We start from the raw sequence: 11,166 nt of genomic DNA, 5'->3' as shown, positions 1-11,166 counted from the left end.
CGTCCGCCCCCGTGCTCGCGTCCGCCGCCACACGCGCGTGTGACGCCTCATGCCGCCTCCCGCCTCCCACCTACGCCGTCTCCCGGTATGCCGCCGCCTCCTCCAGGTCCAGCCGGCGCAGCAGCGTCCGGAGCATCTCGTCGTCGATGTAGCGGCCGTCCCGGAGCCGGACGAAGACCTCGCGCTCCGCGCCGATCATCTCCCTGGACAGCCGCCGGTAGGTGTCGTCGACGGTTTCCCCGGTGACCGGGTTGACCTGCCCGAGCCGTTCCCAGACGGCGTTGCGGCGCCGTTCCAGGACCGTGCGGAGGCGGTCGGCGAGCGGGGCCGGCAGGGCGTCGCGCTCGTCGGCGAGAAGGTCGTCCAGACGCTGCTCCGCGGCCCGGGAAGCCTGCGCCTGGGCGTTGGCCTCCGCGAGCGTCTCGGCCTGTACGTCGCGCGCGGGGAACTTCAGCAGGCGGATCAGCGGCGGCAGGGTGACGCCCTGGACGACCAGCGTGCCGATGACCGTGGTGAAGGTGAGGAACAGGATGAGGTTGCGCTCGGGGAAGGGCTCGCCGCCGTGCACGGTGAGCGGGATGGAGAAGGCGATCGCGAGCGAGACCACGCCCCGCATCCCGGCCCAGCTGATCACGAACGGCCCCCTCCAGGAGAGGTCGCCCTCACGCGCGCGTACGCGTGGCGACAGCCGCGGCAGGAAGGTCGCCGGATACACCCACACGAACCTCGCCACGGCGACCACCAGGAAGACGGCGACCGCGTACCAGGCGGCGTCGGCACCCTCGTACTCCCCGAGGCCCTTGAGGACGACGGGCAGCTGGAGTCCGATCAGGGCGAACACGGCCGACTCCAGGACGAAGGCGACCATCTTCCACACCGCCTCCTCCTGGAGACGGGTGGCGAAATCGACCTCCCACGCGCGGTGGCCGAGATAGAGCGCGACGACCACCACCGCGAGCACCCCGGAGGCGTGCACCTGCTCGGCGACGGCGTAGGCCGCGAACGGGATCAGCAGGGAGAGCGTGTTCTTGAGGAGCGCCTCCTTCAGGTGCGTGCGCAACCAGTGGAGCGGCACCATCAGCACCAGCCCGACGCCGACGCCACCGATGGCCGCGATCAGGAACTCCGCGATCCCGCCGGCCCATGTGGCGCCCTCGCCGACCGCCGCCGCGAGCGCCACCCTGAAGGCGGTGATCGCGGTGGCGTCGTTCACCAGGGACTCGCCCTGGAGGATCGTGGTGATCCGGGAGGGCAGCCCCACGCGGCGCGCCACCGCCGTGGCCGCGACGGCGTCCGGCGGCGCCACCACCGCGCCGAGCACCAGGGCCGCGGTCAGCGGCAGGCCGGGCACGATCAGGTACGCGGCGCAGCCGACGACGAACGTGGCGAAGAGTACGTAGCCCACGGACAGCAGCGCCACGGGCCGCAGCTGTGCCCGCAGGTCGAGGTAGGAGCTGTCGGTGGCCGCCGTGTGGAGCAGCGGAGGCAGCAGGAGGGGCAGGACGATGTGCGGGTCGAGGGTGTAGTCGGGCACTCCGGGGACGTAGCTCACCGCCAGACCCACCGCGACCAGCAGCAGCGGTGGCGGCACCGGCACGCGCCGCCCCGCCGCGGCGATCGCGGCGCTGCCCGCCACCAGCAACAGCAGCGGCATCACGTCCATGGTCCTCGCCCGCCCTCTTTTCCCGCGCGGTCATCCGCACACCCGTCGTAACCTGGCAATCATGAAACAGTGCACGCACGCCGACGCGCTGCCGCACCCGGAACCGGAGCCGAGCGGCGAGACCTGCCCGGAGTGTCTGGCCGAGGGCACGGACCCGGTGCAGTTGAGGCTGTGCCTCGTCTGCGGTCACGTGGGCTGCTGCGACTCCTCGCCGAGGAGGCACGCGACGGCCCATCACGAGGCGACCGGCCACCCTGTGATGCGGACCTTCGAGCCGGGTGAGAGCTGGCGCTGGTGCTTCGTAGACCACGTACTCGTGTGACCTGTCCCGGGGACGGTTCGACCCTCTGACGCCTGGGTACGTCAACCCGGCGCGCGCTCTTCCGATTTGGGCCCGCCGAACCCCTAGCCACTGTGCGTGTTCATGTGTTTACTATGAGTGACAGCAAGGGGTTGGGGTCTCGGGGACAGGAAACTCTGGAGCGCGATAACGTCACCGCTGAACCACGTAGCGCGTTACCCGAGGGGCGGCCCTCGACCCTGTAACGCTTGTACCACCTTGGAGGTGAGGGTGTCCCAGATCGCAGGCGAGCCCGCGACCCAGGACTTCGTCGAAGTCCGGCTGCCGGCCGCGGGTGCCTACCTGTCGGTGCTGCGTACGGCGACGGCCGGCCTCGCAGCCCGTTTGGACTTCACCCTCGACGAGATCGAGGACTTGCGGATCGCGGTCGACGAGGCCTGCGCGATCCTGCTTCAGCAGGCCGTGCCCGGCTCGGTGCTCAGTTGTGTCTTCCGTCTCGTCGACGACTCGCTGGAGGTCACCGTCTCGGCGCCGACCACGGACGGCCACGCCCCCTCGCGGGACACCTTCGCCTGGACCGTGCTGTCCGCCCTCGCGGGTAAGGTCTCCTCCGCCGTGGACGAGGACAAAACCGTTTCGATCAGCCTCTACAAACAGCGCGGCGCGGGACCCGGGCCGACGTGAGGAACGGGGACGGGCCGGTGCGGGACGAAGAGCGCGGCACACGGGAGCTGCCGGCCGAGGGCGCACGTTCTGAGAACGACGCCCGGCGCACGGCGGACGGCATCGACGGCATCCCCGAGCAGGCCCGGCCGCATCCGGAGGACGAGGCCTCCCCCGAGGCCGTCGTCCCGGACGACGGACAGCGGACCGGGGAGACCCCCGTCCGGCCCGTCCGAGCGGAGGCGAGGGCTCGGGAAAGGGCAACGGGCGGAACGATGAGCGAGCACGAGCGACACTCCGAGGACGGCGTGCCGGGCGCACGGGGCACGCGGCACGACCCGCAGGACCGCAGCGGGGCACGTCTCCTGTTCGCCGAGCTGCGCACGCTGGAGAAGGACAGCCCGGCGTACGCGGAACTGCGCAACCGGCTGGTCCGCATGCACCTGCCGCTCGTCGAGCACCTCGCGCGCCGCTTCCGCAACCGCGGCGAGCCCCTGGACGACCTCACCCAGGTCGCCACCATCGGACTGATCAAGTCGGTCGACCGCTTCGACCCGGACCGCGGGGTGGAGTTCTCCACCTACGCGACCCCGACGGTCGTCGGCGAGATCAAGCGGCACTTCCGGGACAAGGGCTGGGCGGTGCGCGTCCCGCGGCGCCTGCAGGAGCTTCGGCTGGCCCTGACGACGGCCACGGCGGAACTCTCGCAGTTGCACGGGCGCTCGCCCACGGTCCACGAGCTCGCCGAGAAGCTGGCGATCTCGGAGGAGGAGGTCCTGGAGGGCCTGGAGTCGGCCAACGCGTACTCCACGCTCTCCCTGGACGTCCCGGACACCGACGACGAGTCCCCGGCGGTCGCGGACACCCTGGGCGCCGAGGACGAGGCCCTGGAGGGCGTCGAGTACCGGGAGTCGCTCAAGCCGCTGCTGGAGGACCTGCCGCCGCGGGAGAAACGGATCCTGCTGCTGCGCTTCTTCGGCAACATGACCCAGTCGCAGATCGCGCAGGAGGTCGGGATCTCGCAGATGCACGTGTCGCGGCTGCTGGCCCGCACACTGGCGCAGCTGCGGGAGAAGCTGCTGGTCGAGGAGTAGCGCCACCGGTCGTTGGCCGTCGGCGGAGGCATCCGGACGGCCACTGCTCCTCGGCTACTTCTCGGCGCCGCCGGGTCCCCGGATGCCGAGGGCCTGGGTGGTCGTGGGGTTCACGAGCAGCACCAGCGCCGTGACGGCCACGACGCCGAGCACGATGCCCGCCGGGATGGCCACGCTGTCGGCCTGCAACAGGTTGTAGGCCACCGGCAGCGCCATGATCTGCGTGATGACGGCGGGCCCCCGGCTCCAGCCCCGCCGGCCGATCAGCCCGCGGGCGGCGAGGAGCGGCAGCAGGGCGAGGGCGATCAGGGTGACGCCGCCGGTGATGGCCGAGGTCCGGTCGTCGGGGTGGCCGGTGAGACCTCCCACTAGCATCCAGGCGCCGCCGACGACGAGCGCCAGCCCCTCCAGTGCGGCCAGCGCGGCCGCGGCGGTCAGCCGGCCGGGACGGGGGCCCGCCTCTTCGGCGGCTTCGGGGGTGGGGTTCTGCTCACTGCTCACCCCTGAAGGGTAGCCCTCGGCGCACTGGGCCCCATGGGCGCGTCCGGCGGACCGTGTGCTCCGTGCGCCCTCGGCGATCTCCGCCTCGGTCTGGGCCGGGTACCACTGAGTAGGTACCCTGCAGACCATGCGTGCACTTCTCGTGGTCAATCCGGCGGCAACCACCACGAGTGCGCGTACGCGCGACGTGCTGATCCACGCACTCGCGAGCGAGATGAAGCTGGAGGCGGTCACCACCGAGTACCGCGGCCACGCGCGCGACCTCGGCCGGCAGGCGGCACAGAGCGACGACATCGACCTGGTGGTGGCCCTCGGCGGCGACGGCACGGTCAACGAGGTCGTCAACGGTCTGCTGCACGACGGCCCCTGCCCCGAGAAGCTGCCCCGTCTCGCGGTGGTCCCGGGCGGTTCCACCAACGTCTTCGCCCGCGCCCTCGGCCTGCCCAACCACGCGGTGGAGGCCACCGGCGCCCTGCTGGACGCACTGCGCGAGGGCAGTGAGCGGACCGTCGGGCTGGGCCTGGCCTCGGGTACGCCGGGCACGGAGGACGAGGCGGTCCCGGCCCGCTGGTTCACCTTCAACGCCGGGCTGGGCTTCGACGCCGGCGTGGTCGGCCGGGTCGAGCAGCACCGTGAGCGCGGCAGGAAGTCGACGCACGCCCTCTACGTCCGCCAGGTGATGCGCGCGCTCGTCGGCGAGCCGCACCGCCGCAACGGGACGATCACCCTGGAACGGGCGGGTGAGGACCCGGTCACCGATCTGGTGCTGTCCATAGTCTCGAACACGTGCCCGTGGACGTTTCTCGGCAATCGCCCGATCTACGCGTCACCTAAAGCCTCGTTCGATACCGGGCTCGACGTCTTCGGCCTCAGCCGCCTGTCGACGGCCGCGGTTGCCCGGTATGGCACCCAGTTGCTCACTTCGTCCCCTGAGCGCGGACCCCGGGGCCGGCATGCCGTCTCCCTGCACGACATGACCGAGTTCACCTTGCATTCGAAGGTGCCACTCCCCCTCCAGATGGACGGTGACCACCTGGGGCTGCGGACCAGCGTGACGTTCACAGGCGTTCGCCGTGCACTGCGTGTGATTGTGTGAGCAGAAGGGGCGAAAGTCCTTTCACTCGAACGTTTAGGCCAGGGTCCACCCCATAGAAGTACGGCTGTGACCTAGTCGACACCGAAGAATCAAAAAAAACTTTCCGGAAGGGGTTGTATCCGCCGCCGAGGTTTGCGAGTCTCTTCTTGGCGATCGGAACGGCCCGCAACACCGGCCTTCACAGATCATCGGAACCCCTCTTCAAACCACAGGACCACGCCAGGGCAACCTGACGGTAGGCCCTTCCCTTGTTGAGGGATTCGTGAAAGCGTTCACATTCACAAGCATCCCAGCATGTAATACCAAGGAGAGGTAGCAGCCATGGACTGGCGTCACCGCGCCGTTTGCCGCGAGGAAGACCCCGAGCTCTTCTTCCCCATCGGCAACACCGGTCCCGCGCTGCTGCAGATCGAGGAAGCCAAGGCCGTCTGCCGTCGCTGCCCTGTCATGGAGCAGTGCCTGCAGTGGGCGCTCGAGTCCGGCCAGGACTCCGGCGTCTGGGGTGGTCTCAGCGAGGACGAGCGCCGCGCAATGAAGCGCCGTGCCGCCCGCAACCGGGCTCGTCAGGCCTCCGCCTGACCATCCACCCCTGCTGACAGCCTGAGCTTGGCGGCGCGTACAGCGAGTACGCAACCCCCGCTCCCGAGCCGCAGCGCGCAGTACCCCCGATGCGCATCGGACGATGGATCGCACGAGCACTGGCCTCGGACCCTCACGGGTCCGAGGCTTTTTGCTGCCCGGCTCCGCTCGCTACTTGTCCACGGGCACCGGGATGTCCAGGATCACCCGGGTGCCGCGGTCCGGGGCCGGCACCATGTCGAAGGCCCCGCCCAACTCGCCCTCCACCAGGGTGCGGACGATCTGCAGGCCGAGGTTGCCGGAGCGGTGCGGATCGAAGTTGTCGGGCAGACCGACGCCGTCGTCCTGGACGGTGACCAGGAGCCGGGCCTCCTTCGTCGTACCGCCTCGGACCGCGGAGACCTCGACCGTGCCGGTGTCGCCGTCGCGGAAACCGTGCTCCAGGGCGTTCTGCAGAACCTCGGTCAGCACCATCGACAAGGGGGTCGCGACCTCGGCGTCCAGAATGCCGAAGCGACCGGTGCGCCGGCCGGTGACCTTGCCCGGCGAGATCTCCGCCACCATCGCCAGCACGCGGTCGGCGATCTCGTCGAACTCCACGCGCTCGTCCAGGTTCTGGGAGAGGGTCTCGTGCACGATCGCGATCGAGCCGACCCGGCGCACGGCCTCCTCCAGCGCCTCGCGCCCCCGGTCGGACTCGATGCGCCGGGCCTGGAGGCGCAGCAGGGCAGCCACCGTCTGGAGGTTGTTCTTCACCCGGTGGTGGATCTCCCGGATCGTGGCGTCCTTGGTGATCAACTCACGCTCGCGACGGCGCAGTTCCGTGACGTCGCGCAGGAGCACCAGCGAACCGATACGCGTGCCCTTCGGCTTGAGCGGGATGGCACGGAACTGGATCACCCCGTCGTGCGCCTCGATCTCGAACTCGCGCGGCGCCCAGCCGCTGGCCACCTTGGCGAGTGCCTCGTCAACCGGGCCGCGGGAGGGGGCGAGTTCGGCGGTGGTCCGTCCGAGGTGATGGCCGACCAGGTCGGCGGCGAGGCCCATGTGGTGGTAGGCCGACAGCGCGTTCGGGGACGCGTACTGGACGATACCGTCCGCGTCGAGCCGGATCAGGCCGTCGCCGACGCGGGGCGAGGCGTCCATGTCGACCTGCTGGTTCTCGAACGGGAAGGCGCCGGCCGCGATCATCTGCGCGAGGTCCGAGGCGCTCTGCAGATACGTGAGTTCCAGGCGGCTCGGGGTGCGCACGGTGAGGAGGTTGGTGTTGCGGGCGATGACGCCCAGGACGCGCCCCTGACGGCGTACGGGGATGGACTCGACGCGGACCGGGACCTCCTCGCGCCACTCCGGGTCGCCCTCGCGCACGATCCGGCCCTCGTCCAGGGCGATGTCCAGCATGGGGCGCCGGCCTCGCGGGACCAGGTGGCCGACCATGTCGTCCTGGTACGAGGTCGGTCCGGTGTTGGGCCGCATCTGGGCGACGGAGACATAGCGGGCGCCGTCGCGGGTGGGAACCCACAGGACCAGGTCGGCGAAGGAGAGGTCGGAGAGGAGCTGCCACTCCGAGACCAGCAGGTGGAGCCACTCGAGGTCGGAGTCGTCGAGCGCTGTGTGCTGGCGTACGAGTTCGTTCATGGAGGGCACGTGGCTGAGCGTACCTGGCGGTTCGGACAGCGATCGAAACCAGCCGGATTCCGCCGTCCCCGCTCCCGGATCCCGTCCCGGACCGCCCTGGAAACACCCGCGGGCCGCGGCGCCTGAGAGGGACCCTCAACCCTCCCGGCACCGCAGCCCGGAGCAACAACGGCCGTGGGGTGTGCGGTCCCGGTCGGCCGAAGGATGAGGACCCGGAGCAGTCAGGGCAGAGAGCACCGGTTCCTCGGTCCGCCCTCCTGTGCGGGGAAGGCGGAAGCCTGACGATCACCTTGCGTGAGTGTCACGGCGAGTGTCTCAGTCGCCATTGTGGACTAGACCACTCATCGTGTCCATGCGACGGACGGTGTTCGCAGTTGTCGCGTTCCGTCGACTACTCGGACATCCGAGCGCCCGGCCAAAGCCTAACCCCGTTGGCTCACACACGGGGCCAGACGGCCAGGGCAATTTCCGCGAGTGCCTCCAGCTCCACCCGGCTCGCGCCGTCGCGCGCCTGCTGCGACATGCCCTGGATCATGGCACCGGTGTGCCGGGCGAGGGCGGCCGCGTCGGTGTCCGGCGGCAGCACGCCCGCGACCACGTCGGCGTCGATCCGGTCCTCGATCGCGGCGATGTTGCCGTTGCGCCGCTCCCGCAGGGACTCCTCGACCTCGGCGGTCGAACAGTTGGCGGCCGCGTGGATGACGAGGCAGCCGTGCGGCCGGCCGGGAGCCGTGTACTCGACGGCGGCCTCGCGCAGCATCCGCTCCACCCCCGCGCGGGCGGTCGGCTCCTCGGCGAGGGCGCGGCCGCCGAACGAGCCGTACCGCACGCCGTACTCCTGGACGACCTCCTCGAAGAGCGAGCGCTTGTCGCCGAAGGCGGCATACAGGCTCGGGGCGCCGATATCCATGACCCGCGTGAGATCCGAGACCGACGTGGCCTCGTAACCGTGCTCCCAGAAGGCCATCAGCGCCTTCTCCAGGGCCGTCGCCCGGTCGAAGGAGCGGGGGCGGCCCCGCCGCCCCCTGGCCGCGACCTTCGGAGTCGACGCCTCCGCTTGCCCGCTCTTCTCACCGCTCACCATGGAGTGCATTTTATAGCGGGCACTAGAGAAATGTCGCCGGGCTGCTGTACGGTCTTTTCTGTAGCGACCACTAGGAAAATGCGAAGGGGGCGCCGACATGGGCGTGCGGGGCGTACTTGCGGGCAGGACGGCTCTCGTCACCGGGGCGAGCAGGGGCATCGGGCGGGGAATCGCGGAGCGGCTGGGCCACGACGGCGCACGCATCGCGGTGCACTACGGCAGGAACGAGGCGGCGGCGAAGGAGACGGTCGCCGCGATCGAGGCGGCGGGCGGCTCGGCGTTCGCGATCGGGGCCGACCTTGGCGCCCCCGGGGCCGCCGAGGCCCTGTGGGAGGAGTTCGACCGGCACGCCGACGGCGTGGACATCCTGGTGAACAACGCCGGGATCGGCACCACGCGCCCCATCGGGGAGATAGGGGAGGCGGAGTACGACGCGGTCTTCACCGTCAACGTGAAGGCACCGTTCTTCATCCTCAAGCACGGCATGGACCGCCTGCGGGACGGCGGCCGGGTCATCAACATCTCCTCGGGGCTGTCCCGCACCGCGGTGATGCCGGACTACATGGCGTACTCGATGACGAAGGGCGCGCTGGACGTGTTCTCGCGTGATCTCTCCAAGGTGCTGGGCACCCGCGGCATCACGGTGAACTCGGTGGCGCCCGGCATCATCGAGACGGACAACACGGCCGGGCTGCTGCACGGGAGCCCGGACGGCTGGGACCGGGCGGCGGCGCTCTCCGCGCTGGGCGGGGTGGGGGCGCCGGCCGAGGTGGCCGACGTGGTCGCTTTCCTCGCCTCGCACGGGGGCCGGTGGGTCACGGGAAGCTGGGTGGACGCGACGGGAGGTTCGCTGACCTGACACCGCCATCCACCTGACCGTTTCGACGCGCTCACCGGGCCCAGCTCTGTTAGATTGGTCTAAACCACACAGGGCCCCACACAGCCAGTCCCGGACCCCGGGCGAGTCCTCTCTTCGAAACGGCAGGCAAGCGTGGAAGTTGTCATCGTTCCGGACGCCAAGGCAGGCGGCGAGCTGATAGCCGAAGCCATGGCACAGCTGCTCCGACGCAAGCCCGACGCCCTGCTCGGGGTGGCCACCGGCTCGACGCCGCTGCCCGTGTACGAGGCACTGGCGGCCAAGGTGCGCTCGGGCGTCGTGGACACCTCGCGGGCGCGGATCGCCCAGCTCGACGAGTACGTGGGTCTCCCCGCCGAGCACCCCGAGTCGTACCGCTCGGTGCTGCGACGCGAGGTGCTCGAACCGCTGGGGATCGGCATGGACGCGTTCATGGGCCCCGACGGCACGGCCGCGGACGTGCAGGGGGCGTGCGAGGCGTACGACGAGGCGCTGGGCGGGACCGGCGGGGTCGACCTCCAGCTGCTGGGCATCGGCACCGACGGGCACATCGGTTTCAACGAGCCGTGCTCCTCGCTCGCCTCGCGGACCCGGATCAAGACGCTCACCGAGCAGACCCGCGTCGACAACGCGCGTTTCTTCGACGGTGACATCGAGCAGGTGCCGCACCACGTGATCACGCAGGGAATCGGCACCATCCTGGAGGCCCGGCACGTGGTGCTCCTCGCCACCGGTGAGGGCAAGGCGGACGCGGTCGCCGCGAGCGTCGAGGGCCCGGTCGCGGCCGTGTGCCCGGCCTCCGCACTCCAACTGCACCCGCACGCCACGGTGGTCGTCGACGAGGCCGCCGCCTCCAAGCTGAAGCTCGCCGACTACTTCCGGCACACCTACACCCACAAGCCCGACTGGCAGGGAATCTGAGCCCGGATCCGAGCCCGCCCCGGCCCTGACCGGCCGGACACGGACAGCCGCCGCAGGCGAAGGGCGCCGATCCCCTCCACGGGGTTCGGCGCCTTCTCCGTACCGGCGAGCGAAGCACGGTGTTCCTACGGCGGCCCCACGCACATCGCCGGACGGGCCCGTCCGGCATACCCGTCACGTGCGCCACCGCGAACCAGAGGCGCCGGCCCCCACCAGGAGGGCCGGCGCCTTCGTCGTACCGTCTGGAGCCCGGCCGTCCGAACGCCCCGACCTCCGAGCCGGCCAAGCGGAGCCCGGCGAAGCGGTGTACCCGCTACACGCCCGCGATCGCCTCCGCCGCCGCCCGGCCGCAGACTCGGGCCGCGCCGTGGGTGGCCAGGTGGAGGGCGCCCCGGGGCTCGGCGCGGGGGACGCCCATCTCGACCACGATCGTGTCGGGACGCGCCGCCAGCAAGGTGTCGAGGGCCGCCGCCATCCAGGGGTGCCGGTGCTCGTCGCGGACGACGGCCACGACACGGCGCGGGCCGGCCGCGGCCAGCACCTCGTGCCCGGCTTCGGGTCCGGTGAAGCTGCCGGTCTCCGTGCCGGGAAGCAGGCGGAAGAGCTCGGCGGCGATGCCCCAGGGGGTCTCGTCGCCGACCGCGATGTTCGCGACGGGGGTGAGGGCGGCCACGTACGGCGGTTCGGTGAGGGGGGCGAAGTCGTCGGCCACGGTGACGCGCAGGGCGCGGCGGGCCGCGCGCAGGCCCACGTCGCCGGCCTCGGACTCC

11 protein-coding genes and 1 pseudogene are annotated in these 11,166 nt (G+C 70.9%); 7 read left to right on the top strand and 5 right to left on the bottom strand.

Annotated elements, in window-relative coordinates:
- Positions 1-70: 70 nt before the first annotated feature.
- Entirely contained in the window at positions 71-1,663 is a 1,593-nt protein-coding gene (locus EBH09_RS24930; protein WP_121749151.1) for a Na+/H+ antiporter, read from the bottom strand.
- Between the two features lie 61 nt (positions 1,664-1,724).
- Between EBH09_RS24930 and EBH09_RS24925 the strand changes: the two genes are divergently transcribed.
- From EBH09_RS24925 to EBH09_RS24915, 3 genes are all read left to right on the top strand, one after another.
- A complete protein-coding gene (locus tag EBH09_RS24925; RefSeq protein ID WP_121749150.1) occupies positions 1,725-1,985 on the top strand; it encodes a UBP-type zinc finger domain-containing protein in 261 nt (86 codons plus the stop codon).
- Positions 1,986-2,234: 249 nt separating this feature from the next.
- Positions 2,235-2,648 carry an anti-sigma regulatory factor gene (locus EBH09_RS24920; protein ID WP_003973726.1) on the top strand — a complete coding sequence of 138 codons (414 nt, stop codon included), beginning with the start codon at positions 2,235-2,237 and terminating at the stop codon, positions 2,646-2,648.
- Positions 2,645-3,721, top strand: coding sequence for an RNA polymerase sigma factor SigF (locus EBH09_RS24915; protein WP_121749149.1), 1,077 nt, complete (start codon positions 2,645-2,647; stop codon positions 3,719-3,721). The genes EBH09_RS24920 and EBH09_RS24915 overlap by 4 nt, the downstream gene beginning before the upstream one ends.
- A gap of 54 nt (positions 3,722-3,775) precedes the next feature.
- On the opposite strand, the gene EBH09_RS24910 is transcribed toward EBH09_RS24915, so the two are convergent.
- Positions 3,776-4,222 carry a hypothetical protein gene (locus EBH09_RS24910; RefSeq protein ID WP_121749148.1) on the bottom strand — a complete coding sequence of 149 codons (447 nt, stop codon included), beginning with the start codon at positions 4,220-4,222 and terminating at the stop codon, positions 3,776-3,778.
- Positions 4,223-4,349: 127 nt separating this feature from the next.
- Between EBH09_RS24910 and EBH09_RS24905 the strand changes: the two genes are divergently transcribed.
- Together EBH09_RS24905 and EBH09_RS24900 are read left to right on the top strand one after the other, a co-directional pair.
- The gene (locus EBH09_RS24905) at positions 4,350-5,318 is read left to right on the top strand and encodes a diacylglycerol kinase family protein (RefSeq protein WP_121749147.1); all 969 of its coding nucleotides are present in this window, start codon (positions 4,350-4,352) and stop codon (positions 5,316-5,318) included.
- Between the two features lie 321 nt (positions 5,319-5,639).
- Positions 5,640-5,897 (top strand): WhiB family transcriptional regulator, encoded by a 258-nt coding sequence (locus EBH09_RS24900; RefSeq protein ID WP_003973730.1) that lies wholly within the window; start codon positions 5,640-5,642, stop codon positions 5,895-5,897.
- 171 nt (positions 5,898-6,068) lie between these two features.
- On the opposite strand, the gene EBH09_RS24895 is transcribed toward EBH09_RS24900, so the two are convergent.
- Positions 6,069-7,544 carry a PAS domain-containing sensor histidine kinase gene (locus tag EBH09_RS24895; protein ID WP_121749146.1) on the bottom strand — a complete coding sequence of 492 codons (1,476 nt, stop codon included), beginning with the start codon at positions 7,542-7,544 and terminating at the stop codon, positions 6,069-6,071.
- A gap of 427 nt (positions 7,545-7,971) precedes the next feature.
- Positions 7,972-8,619, bottom strand: a complete 648-nt coding sequence (locus tag EBH09_RS24890; RefSeq protein WP_121749538.1) for a TetR/AcrR family transcriptional regulator — start codon at positions 8,617-8,619, stop codon at positions 7,972-7,974.
- Between the two features lie 97 nt (positions 8,620-8,716).
- On the opposite strand from EBH09_RS24890, the gene EBH09_RS24885 reads away from it, so the two are divergent.
- Positions 8,717-9,478 (top strand): SDR family oxidoreductase, encoded by a 762-nt coding sequence (locus EBH09_RS24885; RefSeq protein ID WP_121749145.1) that lies wholly within the window; start codon positions 8,717-8,719, stop codon positions 9,476-9,478.
- Positions 9,479-9,610: 132 nt separating this feature from the next.
- Positions 9,611-10,396, top strand: a complete 786-nt coding sequence (nagB, locus tag EBH09_RS24880; RefSeq protein WP_121749144.1) for a glucosamine-6-phosphate deaminase — start codon at positions 9,611-9,613, stop codon at positions 10,394-10,396.
- 313 nt (positions 10,397-10,709) lie between these two features.
- Here the strand turns inward: nagB and EBH09_RS24875 are convergent.
- A pseudogene (locus tag EBH09_RS24875) lies at positions 10,710-11,166 on the bottom strand (glycoside hydrolase family 3 protein); the annotation flags it as partial.

This window comes from Streptomyces sp. E2N166 (assembly GCF_003671715.1).
Taxonomy (GTDB): Bacteria; Actinomycetota; Actinomycetes; order Streptomycetales; family Streptomycetaceae; genus Streptomyces; species Streptomyces thinghirensis.
This window is presented reverse-complemented; position numbering and strand designations above follow the sequence as displayed.

Excerpts from the sequence above, each read along its gene's own strand:
- EBH09_RS24930 (WP_121749151.1), bottom strand. The coding sequence starts at position 1,663 with ATGGACGTGATGCCGCTGCTGTTGCTGGTGGCGGGCAGCGCCGCGATC.
- EBH09_RS24905 (WP_121749147.1), top strand. The coding sequence starts at position 4,350 with ATGCGTGCACTTCTCGTGGTCAATCCGGCGGCAACCACCACGAGTGCG.
- EBH09_RS24900 (WP_003973730.1), top strand. The coding sequence starts at position 5,640 with ATGGACTGGCGTCACCGCGCCGTTTGCCGCGAGGAAGACCCCGAGCTC.
- EBH09_RS24885 (WP_121749145.1), top strand. The coding sequence starts at position 8,717 with ATGGGCGTGCGGGGCGTACTTGCGGGCAGGACGGCTCTCGTCACCGGG.
- EBH09_RS24925 (WP_121749150.1), top strand. The coding sequence starts at position 1,725 with ATGAAACAGTGCACGCACGCCGACGCGCTGCCGCACCCGGAACCGGAG.
- EBH09_RS24890 (WP_121749538.1), bottom strand. The coding sequence starts at position 8,619 with ATGGTGAGCGGTGAGAAGAGCGGGCAAGCGGAGGCGTCGACTCCGAAG.